Annotated in this window: 16 protein-coding genes and 1 pseudogene; 5 read left to right on the top strand and 12 right to left on the bottom strand. The window is 69.7% G+C overall.

Features of this window, described 5'->3' with window-relative positions; all coding sequences use genetic code 11:
- Positions 1-161 precede the first annotated feature (161 nt).
- Positions 162-1,694 (top strand): apolipoprotein N-acyltransferase, encoded by a 1,533-nt coding sequence (gene lnt, locus ACTWQF_RS18800; protein ID WP_443280643.1) that lies wholly within the window; start codon positions 162-164, stop codon positions 1,692-1,694.
- On the opposite strand, the gene ACTWQF_RS18795 is transcribed toward lnt, so the two are convergent.
- Complete coding sequence (locus ACTWQF_RS18795; RefSeq protein WP_443280641.1) at positions 1,666-2,571, bottom strand: Gfo/Idh/MocA family protein; 906 nt, start codon at positions 2,569-2,571, stop codon at positions 1,666-1,668. The genes lnt and ACTWQF_RS18795 overlap by 29 nt on opposite strands.
- Before the next feature lie 10 nt (positions 2,572-2,581).
- A complete protein-coding gene (locus ACTWQF_RS18790) occupies positions 2,582-2,866 on the bottom strand; it encodes a hypothetical protein (protein WP_443280639.1) in 285 nt (94 codons plus the stop codon).
- A gap of 20 nt (positions 2,867-2,886) precedes the next feature.
- Here ACTWQF_RS18790 and ACTWQF_RS18785 point away from each other — a divergent pair.
- Together ACTWQF_RS18785 and ACTWQF_RS18780 are read left to right on the top strand one after the other, a co-directional pair.
- Positions 2,887-3,192: pseudogene (locus tag ACTWQF_RS18785) on the top strand (mycothiol transferase); the annotation flags it as partial.
- A gap of 7 nt (positions 3,193-3,199) precedes the next feature.
- A complete protein-coding gene (locus ACTWQF_RS18780; RefSeq protein WP_443280638.1) occupies positions 3,200-3,340 on the top strand; it encodes a hypothetical protein in 141 nt (46 codons plus the stop codon).
- Here the strand turns inward: ACTWQF_RS18780 and ACTWQF_RS18775 are convergent.
- The 3 genes from ACTWQF_RS18775 to ACTWQF_RS18765 form a co-directional block, all read right to left on the bottom strand.
- Complete coding sequence (locus tag ACTWQF_RS18775; RefSeq protein WP_443280636.1) at positions 3,328-3,870, bottom strand: hypothetical protein; 543 nt, start codon at positions 3,868-3,870, stop codon at positions 3,328-3,330. The two genes, ACTWQF_RS18780 and ACTWQF_RS18775, sit on opposite strands and share 13 nt — an antisense overlap.
- Positions 3,871-4,067: 197 nt before the next feature.
- The gene (locus tag ACTWQF_RS18770; RefSeq protein WP_443280966.1) at positions 4,068-4,736 is read right to left on the bottom strand and encodes a uracil-DNA glycosylase; all 669 of its coding nucleotides are present in this window, start codon (positions 4,734-4,736) and stop codon (positions 4,068-4,070) included.
- 101 nt (positions 4,737-4,837) lie between these two features.
- Entirely contained in the window at positions 4,838-6,424 is a 1,587-nt protein-coding gene (locus ACTWQF_RS18765) for an ABC transporter substrate-binding protein (RefSeq protein WP_443280635.1), read from the bottom strand.
- Between the two features lie 557 nt (positions 6,425-6,981).
- Between ACTWQF_RS18765 and ACTWQF_RS18760 the strand changes: the two genes are divergently transcribed.
- Positions 6,982-7,704 carry a hypothetical protein gene (locus tag ACTWQF_RS18760; protein ID WP_443280633.1) on the top strand — a complete coding sequence of 241 codons (723 nt, stop codon included), beginning with the start codon at positions 6,982-6,984 and terminating at the stop codon, positions 7,702-7,704.
- Positions 7,705-7,922: 218 nt separating this feature from the next.
- Here the strand turns inward: ACTWQF_RS18760 and ACTWQF_RS18755 are convergent, their stop codons facing one another.
- The 5 genes from ACTWQF_RS18755 to ACTWQF_RS18735 form a co-directional block, all read right to left on the bottom strand.
- On the bottom strand, positions 7,923-8,699 hold the full coding sequence (locus ACTWQF_RS18755) for an SDR family oxidoreductase (protein ID WP_443280632.1): 777 nt from the start codon (positions 8,697-8,699) through the stop codon (positions 7,923-7,925).
- Between the two features lie 22 nt (positions 8,700-8,721).
- Positions 8,722-9,483, bottom strand: coding sequence for a 3-oxoacyl-ACP reductase FabG (gene fabG, locus ACTWQF_RS18750; protein ID WP_443280630.1), 762 nt, complete (start codon positions 9,481-9,483; stop codon positions 8,722-8,724).
- Between the two features lie 131 nt (positions 9,484-9,614).
- Positions 9,615-10,028 (bottom strand): DUF3037 domain-containing protein, encoded by a 414-nt coding sequence (locus ACTWQF_RS18745; protein WP_433103946.1) that lies wholly within the window; start codon positions 10,026-10,028, stop codon positions 9,615-9,617.
- Positions 10,025-10,843 (bottom strand): HipA family kinase, encoded by an 819-nt coding sequence (locus ACTWQF_RS18740; RefSeq protein WP_443280628.1) that lies wholly within the window; start codon positions 10,841-10,843, stop codon positions 10,025-10,027. Before ACTWQF_RS18740 ends, ACTWQF_RS18745 begins: the two co-directional genes overlap by 4 nt.
- A 241-nt stretch (positions 10,844-11,084) precedes the next feature.
- Complete coding sequence (locus ACTWQF_RS18735; protein WP_443280626.1) at positions 11,085-11,570, bottom strand: NUDIX hydrolase; 486 nt, start codon at positions 11,568-11,570, stop codon at positions 11,085-11,087.
- Positions 11,571-11,713: 143 nt separating this feature from the next.
- On the opposite strand from ACTWQF_RS18735, the gene ACTWQF_RS18730 reads away from it, so the two are divergent.
- Entirely contained in the window at positions 11,714-12,016 is a 303-nt protein-coding gene (locus ACTWQF_RS18730) for a hypothetical protein (protein WP_443280624.1), read from the top strand.
- 282 nt (positions 12,017-12,298) lie between these two features.
- On the opposite strand, the gene ACTWQF_RS18725 is transcribed toward ACTWQF_RS18730, so the two are convergent.
- Both ACTWQF_RS18725 and ACTWQF_RS18720 read right to left on the bottom strand, forming a co-directional pair.
- On the bottom strand, positions 12,299-13,522 hold the full coding sequence (locus ACTWQF_RS18725; RefSeq protein ID WP_443280623.1) for an FAD-dependent monooxygenase: 1,224 nt from the start codon (positions 13,520-13,522) through the stop codon (positions 12,299-12,301).
- A complete protein-coding gene (locus tag ACTWQF_RS18720) occupies positions 13,519-14,916 on the bottom strand; it encodes an MFS transporter (RefSeq protein WP_443280621.1) in 1,398 nt (465 codons plus the stop codon). The genes ACTWQF_RS18725 and ACTWQF_RS18720 overlap by 4 nt, the downstream gene beginning before the upstream one ends.
- Positions 14,917-15,107: the final 191 nt, after the last annotated feature.

Genomic DNA, 15,107 nt, shown 5'->3' with positions numbered 1-15,107 from the left:
GGGCCGTCCGGCTGCCCCGCCCCAACGACGACCGAGGCACGGGCCGGTGCGGGCCGCGGTCCGCGAACAGCCGCGCCGCGCCCGCCCCCGCATGCCCCCTCGCTCACACGCACCCCCTCCCGCACACTGGTGATCGGAGCACCGGATGAAGGAGGGGGCCCATGCGTCCGTGGCCGGCGTCCCGTTGGGTTCGCGTGGTGCTGCCCCTGGGGGCGGGCGCCGTGCCTGTGCTGGCGTTCCCCGCCCCCTCGCTGTGGTGGCTGGCCTACGTCGCGCTGGTGCCGTGGCTGCTGTTGCTGCGCAACGCACCCTCGGGCCGCGCTGCCGCGGTCGCGGGCTGGCTGGGCGGTACGGGGTTCATGCTGGCGATGCACCACTGGCTGATGCCGAACCTGCATGTGTTCATCCTGCTTCTCGCCGCGCTGCTGGGGCTGTTGTGGTTGCCGTGGGGCTGGCTGGTGCATCGGCTGCTGGCCGGCACGCCGGGCGGTGGGCGGCTGGCGGCGGCCGTGGTGCTGGTGCCGTCGGGCTGGCTGTTGGCGGAGTTGGTCAGGTCCTGGGAGTACCTGGGCGGACCGTGGGGGCTGTTGGGCGCGAGCCAGTGGGAGGTGCGACCGGCGCTGCGGCTGGCCTCGGTGGGCGGCGTATGGCTGGTGAGCTTCCTGCTGGTGGCGGTGAACACCCTGCTGGCCGCCCTGCTGACCGCGCCCCGCGCCCGGGTGGCTGCCGTGGTGGGGCTGGTGTGCGTCGCCGTCGTCGCCAGCGCGGTGTGGCTGTGGGCGCCGCGACCCCAGCCCGCGGGCAGCACCCGCATCGCCGTCGTACAGATCGGGGAGACGCTCTCGCGGCAGGAGCGGTTCGAGCGCGGCGAGGAGCTGACCCGCCGACTGGCGAACCGAGATCCCGACCTGGTGGTGTGGGGCGAGAGCAGCGTCGGCTACGACCTGAACAGCCACCCCGCGCTGGTACGCAGGCTCGCCACGCTCTCCCGGCAGACGGGTGCGCCGCTGCTGGTGAACGTCGACTCGCGGCGGGACGACCGGCCGGGCATCTACAAGAGCTCTGTCCTCGTCGACGAGCACGGACTGACCGGGCAGCGTTACGACAAGATGCGGCTGGTGCCCTTCGGCGAGTACATCCCGGCCCGCTCGTTGCTCGGCTGGGCCACTTCGGTGGGCCGGGCGGCGGACGAGGACCGCAAGCGAGGCCAGACATCGGTGGTGATGCGGGCTGACGGGCTGCAGTTCGGGCCGCTGATCTGCTTCGAGACGGCGTTCCCCGACATGAGCAGACAGCTGGTCTCGAAGGGCGCCCGGGTGCTGGTGGCCCAGTCGTCGACCTCCACCTTCCAGCAGAGCTGGGCCCCCGAGCAGCACGCGTCGCTGGCGGCGCTGCGGTCCGCCGAGTCCGGGCGGCCCATGGTGCACTCGACGCTCACCGGCATCAGCGCCTTCTACGGCCCCGAGGGCGAGCGGGTCGGCGCCGCGATGGGCACGGACACCAGCTCCGTGCAGCTCACCGAGGTGCCGCTGGCCACGGGTACGACGCTGTACGTACGCCTCGGGGACTGGATGCTGTGGCTGGCGCCGACCGCGCTGGTGGCGTACGGCGCGGTGGAGGGCGCGCGGGCGGCGCGGAGGCGGCAGGCCCGGGAGCGCGCGGAGTTCAGTGCGACTGTTCCAGCAGGTCGTTGACGACGCGTTCGCACAGCTCGTGGGTGCGCAGCGCGTCCTGCGCGCTGAGCGTCCGCCCTTCCCGTACGGCGTCGAGGAAGGCGAGCACGCACTGTTCGATGCCGCGCTGGCGGGCGACGGGCACCCAGTCGCCGCGGCGCCGGACGCTGGGCTGGCCCTTGTGGTCCACGATCTCCGCGAGATCGCGCACCTCGCGCTTGGTGTCCTGTCCCGAGACCTCCAGGATCTCCTCGGCCGAGCCGGAGAGCCGGTTCATCACGCCGAGCGCGGTGAAGCCGTCGCCCGCGAGCTGGAGCACCACATGGTGCAGCAGCCCGTCGCGGACCCTGGCCCGCACATCGATGTCGTCCGGTTCGCCGGGGGCGAGGAAGCGGAGGGTGTCGACGACGTGGATGAAGTCGTCCAGCACCATCCTGCGGGGCTCCTCCGGCAGGCCCACCCGGTGCTTCTGGAGGAGGATCAGGTCGCGCGGGTGCTCCAGGCACTGCGCGTACCCGGGAGCGTGCCGCCGGTTGAAGCCGACCGCGAGGCTGGTGCCGCGCCGCTCGGCCAGCTCCACGAGGGCACGCGAGACGGCGAGTTCGCGGGCGAGAGGCTTGTCGACGAAGGTGGGCACGCCTGCCTCCAGCAGCCGGTGCACCAGCTCCGGATGGGCGCTGGTGGCGGCGTGCACGAACGCGGCGTCGGGGCGCGCGGCGAGCAGCCCGTCGAGGCCGGTGTGCCGGTGCGCGTCCGGAACCCGGTAGGCGTCGCCGACGGCCGCCAGGGCGGCCGGGGTGCGGGTGACCAGATGCGGCTCCAGGCCCGGCTGGGCCATGAGCACCGGCAGATACGCCTTCTTGGCGATGTCACCGAGGCCGATCACACCGATCCTCACGGGCCCTCCCTCACTGCCGAACGGATGACTGCGTCTGCGCAGCATACGTGCGCTCCGGCGGGCACCAGTCGGCGATCCCCGCCACAGCCCGCAGCGCGGCGGCGGGCGCGAGGCGGCTGACGGCGGCGAGTGCGGCGTTGCGCAGCGCACGGGCCGGGGCGCTGCTCAGGGTCGCCGTACGGCTCGCTCGGGCGGAGCGGCGTACGATCTCGGCCGTGCGCGGCAGCCGCTGCCGGGTGTAGTGCGCCAGCGCGTCGGTGACCTCGCCCGCCGGGTCGGCGAGTTGGGCCAGCACGACGGCGACGCCACTGGTTCCGGTTCGTGTTCGGCGAGGAGGACTCCGACCCGATCTACTTCACCGAGGACGCCCCCGATGACGACTTCGTGGTGACGGAAGCCGACACCGGCGCCGGGACGCTGGCCGTCTGGCAGCGCGAGGTCGACAGGGCCCGCAAGTCCGCCGCCCGGCGGTCCCTCGACGACACCGGCATCAACCCTCGGCGGCCCACCTGGACCAACTCCCTGCGTTGGATCCACCTGCGCGTGATCAGCGAGTACGCGCGGCACAACGGCCACGCCGACCTGCTGCGGGAGCGCATCGACGGGGCAACGGGCTTCTGAGCGCTCCGTGATCACTCCTGGGGGGACCGTCGGCACCCTGGAGAGCGGCACCGCGACGGACGCGACAGCCCGCACCGGGCAGCAGCCCGCTCCCCGTCCCGCTCCGCTGCCCGGCACCCAGGTACAGCGCTCCGTCTACGGCAGGTGATCCGTGCCGCCGCTGGAGCCGTCCGCAGTTCCGCCGGGCGAGGCGGCACCGTCGGCGATCCGCTTCTCCAGGCGCTCGATGGCGGCGCGGATGCCCTCTCCGTACGCGTCCGCGGGCAGCGCGTCCAGCTTGCCCCGCGCTCGCTCGAGCTCGCACCGGGCGGCCTCCTCGTCGCCGAGTTTCACGTGGTCGGCGGCGAGGTTGAGATACAGGGAGGGGTAGAGCGAGCGGACCGCCAGCTGGTGCTCGCCCCAGCTGACCCGGTCCCGGTCCAGGGCGTCCGCGGCAGCGAGGGCGCGCAGGTCCCAGGCGAGCTCGTCGGCCGGGTCGTCCTGGGTGTCCGCCATGTAGTGCGCGATGGTGCAGCGGTAGAAGAGATCGGCGTCCGTGTCGGTCTCCGTCCACAGCGCGGCGAAGCGGTTCCGGGCCTCCTCCCGGTCACCACCGCGGTGCAGCATGATCGCCTGGCCGATCCTGACCATCGTCGCGTCCTGCTCGCCCTGGGGGGCGTCCTGCTGGGGCTCAGCCACGAGGGGCTCCTCCCGTTCGCCGTGTGCTGGGTCTACGACGCTAACGGCCGCCTCTGACAATGGCGCTCACCTCGGGAGGAGCTCCGCGTGGCTCGGCCCGGACCGGGTGGCTCGCCCCGGACCGGAGGGACCGGCCCGGACCGGGGGCTGGGCCACGTGGCCCGACCCGGACCGGGTGGCTGCGCCCTCCGGATGGCTCAGCCCAGATCAGGGATGCGCCAGTCGATCGGGGTGTGTCCCTGGGCCGCGACGGCCTCGTTGATCTGGGTGAAGGGCCGGGAGCCGAAGAACCGCTTCGCCGACAGCGGCGAGGGGTGGGCGCCCTGCACCACTGCATGCCGCTCGGTGTCGATGAGCGGCAGCTTCTTCTTCGCGTAGTTGCCCCACAGCACGAACACCGCCGGGTCGGAGCGGTCGGCGACGGCGCGGATGACGGCGTCGGTGAACTTCTCCCAGCCCTTGCCCTTGTGCGAGTTGGCCTCGCCCTCGCGCACCGTCAGCACCGCGTTCAGCAGCAGCACGCCCTGCTGGGCCCAGGGCATCAGATAGCCGTTGTCGGGGACGGCGTGGCCCAGCTCGTCACGCATCTCCTTGTAGATGTTGCGCAGCGAGGGCGGTGTCTTGACGCCCGGGCGGACGGAGAAGCACAGCCCGTGCCCCTGGCCGGGGCCGTGGTACGGGTCCTGGCCCAGGATGAGCACCTTCACCTGCTCGTACGGGGTCGCGTCGAGGGCGGCGAACACCTCCTCACGGGGCGGGTAGACGGGGCCGCGCTCCCGCTCCTCCTCGACGAACTCCGCCAGTTCCTTGAAGTAGGGCTTCTCGGTCTCCTCCCCGAGGACGCCCTGCCAGGACTGGGGCAGCATCTCTTTCACGCGCTGTTACCTCCGCTGCGGTGGTGCTCTTCCGAGTGGTGATCAGTGATCGCTCCGAAGGTACCGCCCGGCTCTGACAGCCCCGCAGGCCGCTACCAACTCGACTTCTTGTACAGCTCCCACACACGCAGAATGACCGAGGCGTCCACCGCCCACTCGACACCGGCGATGTCCTTCTCCGCCGCGACATAGACCTTGCCCTGCCACAGCGGCAGCAGCTGTACGTCGTCGGCCATCTTCCGCTGGACCTTCGCGAACGACTGCCCGGCCGCTCCGCGGTCGCTCTGCCGACGTGAGTACGGCAGCAGTTCCTCGGTCAGATTCCGATCCGGGTACGGGGTGCCCACCGCGTTCTTCTCACCCACGAAGGGCGTGATGTAGTTGTCCGCGTCGGGGAAGTCGGCCGACCAGCCGCGGCCGAAGACCGGGTACTCCCTCTTGAGGTAGCCCTTCTGGAACGTGCTCCATGGACGCGACTTGAGGGTGATGTCGAAGAGGCCGGAGTCCTCCAGTTGCCGCTTGATTTCGGCGAACTCCCGGCTCGTCGCGTCGCCGTAACGGTCCTTGGCGTACCAGAGGGTGAGGTTCACCTTGTCGAAGATGCCCGCGTCCCGGAGCGTCTTGCGGGCCTTCTTGGGGTCGGGGTCCCCGTAGCGGTCGAGGTAGGCGTTGGTGTGCCCGGTGATGCCCGCCGGGACCATGGAGTAGAGGGGGTCGGCCGTCCGGTCGTAGACCTCCCGCACCAGTTTCTTACGGTCCACGAGCTGGGCGACGGCCCGGCGTACGGCGGGCTTGGCGGCCTGCTTGTCCTTACGGTTGAAGACCAGGAAGTGCACCTCGGAGCCGGTCATCTCGCTCAGGTCGATGGAGGTGTCACCCGTGGTGGCGGCGTCCTGGAACTCCAGTATCTGCTCCGGGGTCAGCCCGCGGTAGGTGATGTCTATTCGGCCCGCCTTGAGGTCGCTGACCATGTTGGTGGAGTGCTTGTAGTAGCGGATGGTGACCGCGTCGTTCCTGACTTTCGCGCTGCCCTTGTAGTCGGGGTTCTTGACCAGCTCGGCCTTCTTGCCCGGCGTGTAGTCCTTGAGCGTGTACGGCCCCGAGCCGGTCACCGTGTTGCCCGGGTGCTGGGTGGCCCTCGGGTAGTCCATGGGGTCGACGAGAGAGGTCGCGGGGGTGGAGAGGATGAACGGGAAGGTGGCGTCCGACTTCTTCAGCCGGAAGACCACCGTGCGGCTGCCCCGGGCGTCGATCTGCTCAAGGTTGTTGAGCAGCGCCGCCGGGCCGGAGGGGGCGTCGATCGAGGTGATGCGGTCGAAGGAGTGCTTGACCGCCTCGGCGTCCAGCGGCCGGCCGCTGGAGAACCTCAGCCCCTCACGCAGCTCGCAGCGGTAGACCCGGCTGGCCGAGTCGGTGAACCCGCAGTCCTTGGCGGCCTCCGGCTCAGGGGTGGTGCCGGAGTTCGGGATGGTCATCAGGGTCTGGAAGACGTTCCGGTACAGCTCCCAGGAACCGTCCCATGCCGCGGCCGGATCGAGGGAGCTGGGAGCGCTTGTGGTGCCAACCACGATCCTGTGCGCCTTGCCCCCGTCGCCGGGAGAGAGCGAACTGCACCCGGCCACAAGTGCGAGGGGGAGTATCGTCGCTGCGACTCTCGGCAGCCCGTTCCGATCGAACACGTGCGCGCTCCTCAGTCGGCGGTGCCTGTACTGCTGGTGCGGTGCCCTTGGGGTGCGCCCTTGGTCCGGGGGCAACACCCAACTGCGGGAAATCGCTTGGACATTACCCCAGCCACTGCCAACTACGGAGCGGAACAAGACGTCCGACTGCAAGGAGCTGGGCCGGTCCAGGTGAACAGACGCGTTTGGGCATGCGAAGAGCGGCCGTACGATGCCGTACTCGTCCCCCCAGGATCCGGCTCGCCCAGGGGCTTGACCATGCGTTCGGTGCGATCACCGGTGCGGATGCGCTTGCACACGACAGGGCGGATCAGCTTCCGCAAGAGTTCGTTCTTCTCTCGGTTCCCGGGGTTTCCCGTTCGGCGAGCAGGCCTTCGGTCGAATCGCATTGGGCGTGAGGCTTCCGGCAACTCCCGCTCGCCGAAGGTGCGTTGCCATGCCGAGTCCGACCCCGGCCTCAACATGAACCCGCTTGTGTAGCAATTTCACAAATCGCTACAGTAAGCGGCCTGTCCCGCACCGAGGCGGGCCCCGGCCATCGACAGGAGCAGCAAGGTATGAGCAGCAACGACCGGCCGACCGGCGCCGACGGCGAGCCGGCAGCCATGCACAACGGGGGCGCCGACGTTTCCAAGTCGCCGACCTCGCCCGGCGGGGAGGCCGCGGCCATCGTGAGCAGCGTCGAGCGGTTCCGAGCGCAAATGATGAAAGCCGTTGAGGAGTTCGACCGAGCGCGCCGTGCCGAGCTCATCGCCGCCGGAGGAGACTCCGAGAACGGCCCCGACCCACTCGGATATGTCCGATGGATAGCCGACCGATACGACCAGCGCCGCGACGACTGCAAAGAGACGGCCGCCTTTCTCGACGGCTTCGCCCACGAGCTCGACCTCGACGACGTGCGCGCGCTGCGCATCGCCGGGGAGGTCGCCCAGGCCGTGACGCCCCGAGTCGTCGAGGACGCCGCGATCCGCGGCATGAAGCCCGACCGGATCGCCGCCGCGATCGGCCTCACCCCGTCGCGCGTCTACGGCCTCCTGCGCGAGCAGCGGCAGCAGCGCGTGCGCACCATGGTCGAGGGCGGCGTCTCCGCCGACAAAGCGGCACGTGACAACCCACGCGATGCGCTGATCCGCTATACGGCCACGCTCGACGCCGTGCAGTTGGACGGCCCGGAGCTCCGAGCCGCCGAGCAGTTCCTCTCCCAGCTCCGCGCCGCCGTCGAGGAGCACGAAGGGAAGTACGAAGGGGAGCAACGCACCCCTGCGCACGACACCGCATGACCCGCGCGGGGCACACCGCGCCCGTAGTACGACACAGCAGGCATTGACGGGCATACACCCCGTGGCACGACAAGGCGCCGCATGGCACCGCGAACTGTGCACGCTCGCTTCGGCCGAGGGCCGCGAGGGAGCCGAGTCGGCCGTTCAGCGCCCGGAAGGACGTCGGCTGCGCGGCGGTCGCACCGGGTGTGCGACCGCCGCCCGGGCGCCCGTCCCGGCTACTCGACGCCCGCGTTGAGGAAGAGACCGCCGTCCACGGTCAGCGTCTGGCCGGTGATCCAGCCCGCCTCGTCGGAGGTGAGGAACTTGGCGGCGCCCGCCACGTCCTCAGGCGCGCCGAGCCTGCCCATCGGATAGCGGGCGGCGGCCTCCTCCTCGCGTCCCTCGTAGAGCGCTGCGGCGAACTTCGTCTTGACCACGGCCGGGGCCACCGCGTTGACCCGCACCTTCGGCGCGAACTCGTGCGCGAGCTGTTGGGTCAGATTGACCATCGCCGCCTTGCTCATGCCGTACGCGCCGATGAACGGTGAGGCCGAGATGCCCGCGATGGAGGCGACGTTGACGATCGTGCCGCCGTGTTCCTGCTGCCAGGCGGCCCAGGTGCGCTGCGCGAAACCGAGTGCCGAGATCACGTTTGTCTCGAACACCTTGCGTGCGACGCCCAGGTCCAGCTCTGCCATCGGCCCGAACACCGGGTTGGTGCCCGCGTTGTTGACCAGATGGTCGATGCGCCCGTACGCCTCCATCACCCGCTCGACGACGGCCGCCTGGTGATCGAGGTCGTGCGCCTTGCCCGCGACGGCCATCGCCCGCTCGGAGCCGAGCCGTTCGACCGCCTCCTTGAGCGCGTCCTCGTTCCGCCCGGTGATGCACACCCGGTCGCCGCGCGCCACGAGCGCCTCGGCGATGCCGTAGCCGATACCGCGGCTGGCGCCCGTGACGAGGGCGACCTTCCCGGTGTCGGGCCTGGTGCCGTCCGCTGTCTGCTCTGTCATCCGTTCCGCTCCTCGCCGGCCGTCAGTTGAGGGGTCCGCCCGCGACGTACAGCACCTGGCCGGAGACGAAGCCGGCCTTCTCGTCGGCGAAGAACGCGACCGCGTTGGCGATGTCGGCGGGCTCACCCACGCGCTGGACGGGGATCTGGCCGGCCGCCGCGACCTTGAAGTCGTCGAACTTCATGCCCACGCGCTCGGCGGTGGCTGCGGTCATGTCGGTGGCGATGAAGCCGGGCGCTACCGCGTTGGCCGTGATGCCGAACTTGCCCAGTTCCTTCGCGAGGGTCTTGGTGAAGCCCTGCATTCCGGCCTTGGCCGCCGCGTAGTTGACCTGGCCGCGGTTGCCGAGCGCCGAGGACGAGGAGAGGTTGACGATGCGCCCGAAGCCGGCGTCGACCATGAACTTCTGGCAGGCGCGGGACATCAGGAAAGCACCACGCAGGTGCACGTTCATGACCGTGTCCCAGTCGCTGTCGCTCATCTTGAACAGCAGGTTGTCGCGCAGCACACCGGCGTTGTTCACCAGCACCACGGGCGCCCCGAGCTCCTCGGCCACGCGGCTGACAGCGGTCTCCACCTGCGCGGAGTCGGAGACGTCGCAGCCTACGGCGATCGCCTTGCCGCCCTGCTCGGTGATCTGCTCGACGGTCTGCGCGCAGGCGGCCTCGTCGAGGTCGAGGACGGCGACGGCACAGCCCTCGGCCGCCAGGCGGACGGCCGTGGCCGCGCCGATCCCTCGGGCGGCGCCCGTCACGATCGCGACTCGCTGCTCGGTGCTGGACATGCTGGTATCTCCTCGGCCTGAGATGGGTGAGCAACCGCTTAGTACCTTTGGCAGTCGTGACGCTATGGGGCGGGCGATGCGGTGTCAACGCCCGCCCCCCCCGGGGCAGCCCCTTCCCGCCCGCAGGCGCCTTACCGCACCAGCAGATCCAGCAGGCGCTCGCTCTCGGCCTCCGGATCGGCGGTCAGTCCTGTGTGCACCGGGCCGGGCTGGACGACCGTGCTGCGCGGCGCCACGAGCCACCGGAAGCGGCGGCCCACGTCCTCCCCGGCCGCCTGCCCTGCCTGCGCGCCCCCGCTGCAGACGCCCTCCACGGCGTGCAGCGCGGCCCGTACGCCCTGGACGTCGGCGCACGGGTCGAGGGCGAACAGCCGGTCCTCGTCGAGATGGGTGCGGGCGCCGAGGAAGGAGCGCGCCCGGCAGTAGACGAGAACGCCCGCGTTGATCAGCTCGCCGCGCTCGATGTGGGGAACAACACGCAACAGCGCGTACTCGAACACGTCGAGATCGCTGCGCGCACCTGCCGCCGTACGAATCCGCGTCACTTGGCATCGCCGCCCTTCCCGGTGAGCCACCCCGGCGCTTGCGAGGGCCCGTCCTTGCTCGGCTCGCCGAGCGTGATCCGCTCATGGATCGTACGGGCGCGGGACGCCAGGACCTTGGTGTACGCGGCGCGTACCTCGTCCGGGTTCCCGAAGCCCGGTTCGTCCACGAGCCATTCGTCGGGGATCTCGGCGGCGCACTCGGACAGCAGTTCCTCGGAGACCCGCGGCGCCAACTCGGCCGCGGCTTCCTCGGTCAGCGGCGCGAAGGGCGCCAGTGCGTGGTCGGAAGCGTCGTAGGGGCGCTCCGCTGCGGCCTGCGCGGTGGGCCAGTTGTGGTGGAAGATCAGCGTCGCACCGTGGTCAATCAGCCAGAGATCGCCGTGCCACACCAGCATGTTGGGGTTGCGCCAGGAGCGGTCGACGTTGTTCACGAGCGCGTCGAACCACACCACCCGGCCGGCCTCCTCAGGGCCCACCTGGTAGGCGAGCGGATCGAAGCCGAGCGAGCCGGGCAGGAAATCCATGCCGAGGTTGAGCCCACCGCTCGCCTTCAGCAGTCCCTGAACCTCCTCGTCCGGCTCGGAGAGGCCGATCACCGGATCGAGCCAGGTCCGCGCCAGCTCGGGCACCCGCAGGCCGAGCCGCCGGGCGAGCCCGCCGCACAGTACCTCGGCCACCAGCGTCTTGCGGCCCTGCCCGGCGCCGGTGAACTTCATGACATAGGTCCCCAGGTCGTCGGCCTCGACCAGACCGGGGAGCGAACCGCCCTCGCGCAGTGGTGTGACGTAGCGCGTGGCTGTGACTTCGGGGAGCATTTTCCCAGGTTATACAGCCCGTCTGTCCTTGGGATTCACGGCGGACCACCGGGCTCGTCCGACCCAGCGGCCCATGTGATCACAGCTGGGAGAATCTGGGGAGTTTCGATTGGTGACGTCCATCCCGCGCTGCCCACCAATGGTCGGCGACGAGTGTCCCAGCCTGCGCGCGAGCGTCACCACGGACTCCGCCGGCTTCCAGCAAGGTCGAGGCGTAGGTCTCACCAACGGGCCACCAGACTCACCGACCAAGCACCAGTGGCTCGTCGGGGACTCCATCCTTGATCAACCTCGTCAGTGGACCGGCGAGATCACGCGGACCAAAGACATCCGGCCCTTGGTAGTCGGTGATCTCCGCCAGCCGCCACCACCGAAACCCCGTGATGTTCTCGGCGGCCAACTCGTCACTCGACAGTGCACCGTTCGGCTGGAAGGCCGCGATGCGGACGAGGAAGTAGTCCTGGATCGCGCCGTCATACCCGCGCACAAAGCCGGGAGCGACGACCTTCCGATGCCACACGTGCGGCGGCGTCCCGTCGATCACGAGCCCGATCTCCTCATGCAGCTCGCGGCGCAGTGCCGCGTGAGGTGTCTCACCGGCCTCGATGCCTCCTCCCGGAGCGGCCCAGACAACCCTCTCCGGAAGGGCCAGCCTGCACAGCAGGATGCGGTCCTCCTCATCCAGAACGATCGCACGGACCGAGTGACGCAGGTTCAGCAACGGCATCGGGACACCCTACGCGCCTCTGCGAGCCGGTCCAGGACTGCCGCAGCGCACTCCTGAACTGCCTCCAGCCGCAGCTGACTTCACCAACCGAATGGTCATTCTCCTGTCTCGATTCTCAATAACTCGCCTTATCGCCTACTGGGATGGTCGCCCTCACGACGCTGTGCGTCTGGCTGAGGCGGGTGATGACTTCCCGGCAGAGCAGGACGGCGCATATCCGCCCGGCCGGCATCAGGGCCCGCGCGTACGGTCAACTGCAACTCGAAGGCGATGCCCTCGCGGCCCACCACAATGCCGACACCGTGCGCGACCAGCTGGCTGGGGGTGACTATCTGCCCGGCGGCATGACGGCCTTCCCTGTGGAAATCGAAAGCCCCTGGGCCAGTTCGGCCGCCACCCGGCGCTGCACCGGCCGGACGTGCACCAACGGCAATCGCCCTGCGTGAGGCTGTCGTCGATCTCCCCGTCCACCGCGCCATCGCACGCGCGGCCGCCCGCAGCCCGATCCTCGCAGACGCGATGGAGACGGCTTTGAAGCACACGGAATCGCCAAGGCGGACCGCTCTGCGCACCCAGGCACTCGCTCGCCGGTGAGATCGGTTTTCGGCCTCGGGCTGGCTGGGTCAGTTCCAGTGACCCGCGGCGGCGGTCTCGGCGACGTAGTCCTCGAACCGCCGGGCCGGCCGGAGGGCGGGGGTGGCGCCCGTCATCGGTGCGCGTGCCTGGAGTTACGTCGTGGGCATGAATTCGGGCAGGGTGAGGGCCGAGTGGGCCGGTCGTCCCTCCGCGGAGCGGGGCATGGTGCTGAGATTGCGCAGCATGTCGTTGCGCTGCTCCAGGGCTCGGGCGGTGGTGGGGAAGAGTGTGGCGTCGCCCTCGCCAACCTGTTCCTGGTTCACGGTCACAAACTCACGGGTGTTGTGTTCGTAGGCGGCGAAGCCCGCGGCGTGGTCCCGGTCGGCCAGGGAACCGGCGAGCATGTACGCGCCGACGAGCGCGAGGCTGGAGCCCTGTCCGGTAAGGAACGAGGGCGCGTACGCGGCGTCGCCCACCAGCGCGACCCTGCCGCTGGACCAGCGGGGCATGCGGATCTGGCTGACCCCGTCGAAGAACAGGTCATCCGCGTCGCGCATGGCGGCAAGCATGCCCGGGACCTCCCATCCCGCTTCGGCGAAGACCGCGGCGACCAGGTCCCGTTGGGCTTCCGGATTCCGGAACGCGTCGAACGGCGGTTCCGGGTGGGCGAAGTTCAGGAAGGCGTGCACTTCGTCGTCGTCCCCTACGGCGTAGAGAGCCGCGGCTCTGCCCGGGGTGTTCCACATCATGATCTCGTGGGAGAGGCCGAAGGTGTTGGGCATGGTGAACACGGCGAAGCAGTACCCGAGGTATCGGTGGAACTGCTCTTCGGGGCCGAACAGCAACTCCCGGGTGCGTGAGTGCATGCCGTCCGCACCGATCACCATGTCGAACGTACGCCTGCTGCCCCCGCGGAAGGTGACGTCGACCCCGTGGCCGGACTGGTCGAGGGTGTCGATGGAGTCGTTGAACAAGAACTCCACGTCGTCACGGACCGCCGCGTAGAGAGCGTCGGTCAGATCCCCGCGCCGCACCTCCAGGTCCCGCCCCGCAGTACTGCCGACGACGGAGTGCGGGTTGACCGAGGCCACCTTGCCACCGTCCCCGTCGAGGAAGGTGATCCGATGCGAGTTGATGTGCGCGTCCTGCAGTCGCGGCAGAATTCCCATCCTCCGGACGACCTCCAGTGCGGTGCCGCGTACGTCGATGGGGTAGCCACCGGAACGAAGTGTGCTCGCCTTCTCGACCACCGTGACCGCGAATCCGTAGCGGTTCAGCCAGAACGCGAGGGCGGGCCCGGCAACGCTGGCCCCGGATATCAGGACCTTGCGCCTCGGCGTGCTACGGATATCCGTCAACTGATCCGTGAGGGTCATCCCTTGACTCCTTTGCTCATGGTCCGGACGACAGGCAGGGCCAGCACCGCGACGATGCCGGCGATGAGGAAGCCCGTGACGAAGGCCGATTCGGCCGGGACATCCGACCCAGAAGGGGTCCCCGAGGTGAGGAGCAGGCCACCGAGCATCCCGCCCACGGCGGAGCCCAACACGCGAGTCACCAGGATCAGGCTGGTGGCGATTCCGGTGTCACTTTCATCGACGGAAGACGCGATGCTGGTCACCATGGCCGTAACGCACAGGCCGTTGGCAAGCGCGATCAGCGCCTTGCCGACGACGATGTGCCAGATCTCGGTGTGTGCGGCTGACAGGGCGAGCAGAGCGGTGGCCATGATGACGACCGCGGCAGCGACCACGGCACGCGAGCCGAAACGCTGCTCGCCGAACCCACCGGCCGGCCCGGCCAGCGTCGCGACCACGGCGCCGGGCAGGAGGATGAAGCCGATCTCGGTGGCGCCGGCCCCGAAACCGTACCCGTCGCCGGAAACGTCGAGCAGCTGCGGAACGAGAAAGACCCCCATCGCGGTGCCGAGGCATATCACGAACGTCAGCACACACGACTTCCAGATCACCGGCCGTGCCAGCATGCGCAGATCGATCATCGGCGCGGCCGCACGACGTTCAACGGCTATCCATCCGACCACGAAGGCGGCCAGAAGCATGAGGAGGCCGACGAGCACCAGAGGCTGCGAGCCGGCGTCGGGCGCCACCGCGAGCGAGAGCATGAGCGTGACCAGTATCCCGCTCAAGAGAAGCATGCCCGGCCAGTCGATCCCGGCATCGTCCGACCGGCCCGGCAGATCAGCCGGCATCAACCTGTTCACCAGCAGGGTGAACCCGATGACCGCGAACGTCGGCACCGCGAACATCCAGTGACGGGAGAGCGTTTCCGCCACGGGCCCGGCCGCCAGCAGGCCCACCATCGAGCCCCCCACGAACATCCCGCTGACCAGTCCGATGGCCACCTTCGACTCTCCCGTGGGGAGGTGCTTGCGCACCACGATGAACGACAGCGGCAGCGCGCCGATCATCGCCCCCTGCAGTACTTGGCCGAGCAGCAGCACGGGAAGGTTCGGCGCCACCGCGGACACCAGGCCGCCGACCGAGACCACCGCCATCAGCCTGATCAGGACTCGTTTTCCGCCGTAGCGGTCGCCGAGCTTGCCTGCGAGCGGAGTGACGAGCGCACCGGTGATCGCGAGCACGATGTTGAGCAGCGCCCCTGTGGATGGACTGATATCCAGCTCGCGTTGCAGGAGCGGGAGCGTCGGCGCCACCACCGATTCCAGGGCGCCGGTGGAGATTGCCAGTAAGCCGAGAGCCCACACAGCGGCTTTCCCCATGCGGACGGGGGGAGCCAGGGTTGTGGTCATGGACGTCCTTTCCATCGTGCCGGGCGAGTGAGAGGTACGGCCGTACGCATAGCGCTGCCGCCTTGCCGGGCCATGCGCGGACACGGCGGCCATTTCCCGCGAGGCGCGGTGCGCATGGTGCTTTGTGGACACGTCCGAGATCGTCCGTCGGGGTGAACCCGGCGAAGCGGCACCCGAGGTGGCGCATGCAC

It is taken from the genome of Streptomyces sp. 8N114, from assembly GCF_052245835.1.
In the GTDB taxonomy this organism is placed as follows: Bacteria; Actinomycetota; Actinomycetes; order Streptomycetales; family Streptomycetaceae; genus Streptomyces.
This window is presented reverse-complemented; position numbering and strand designations above follow the sequence as displayed.

What these genes read in the sequence shown, in the direction of transcription:
- lnt (WP_443280643.1), top strand. Translation starts at nt 162, where the DNA reads ATGCGTCCGTGGCCGGCGTCCCGTTGGGTTCGCGTGGTGCTGCCCCTG.
- ACTWQF_RS18770 (WP_443280966.1), bottom strand. Translation starts at nt 4,736, where the DNA reads ATGCTGCCCCAGTCCTGGCAGGGCGTCCTCGGGGAGGAGACCGAGAAG.
- ACTWQF_RS18760 (WP_443280633.1), top strand. Translation starts at nt 6,982, where the DNA reads ATGAGCAGCAACGACCGGCCGACCGGCGCCGACGGCGAGCCGGCAGCC.
- ACTWQF_RS18755 (WP_443280632.1), bottom strand. Translation starts at nt 8,699, where the DNA reads ATGACAGAGCAGACAGCGGACGGCACCAGGCCCGACACCGGGAAGGTC.
- fabG (WP_443280630.1), bottom strand. Translation starts at nt 9,483, where the DNA reads ATGTCCAGCACCGAGCAGCGAGTCGCGATCGTGACGGGCGCCGCCCGA.
- ACTWQF_RS18740 (WP_443280628.1), bottom strand. Translation starts at nt 10,843, where the DNA reads ATGCTCCCCGAAGTCACAGCCACGCGCTACGTCACACCACTGCGCGAG.
- ACTWQF_RS18735 (WP_443280626.1), bottom strand. Translation starts at nt 11,570, where the DNA reads ATGCCGTTGCTGAACCTGCGTCACTCGGTCCGTGCGATCGTTCTGGAT.
- ACTWQF_RS18730 (WP_443280624.1), top strand. Translation starts at nt 11,714, where the DNA reads ATGGTCGCCCTCACGACGCTGTGCGTCTGGCTGAGGCGGGTGATGACT.
- ACTWQF_RS18725 (WP_443280623.1), bottom strand. Translation starts at nt 13,522, where the DNA reads ATGACCCTCACGGATCAGTTGACGGATATCCGTAGCACGCCGAGGCGC.
- ACTWQF_RS18720 (WP_443280621.1), bottom strand. Translation starts at nt 14,916, where the DNA reads ATGACCACAACCCTGGCTCCCCCCGTCCGCATGGGGAAAGCCGCTGTG.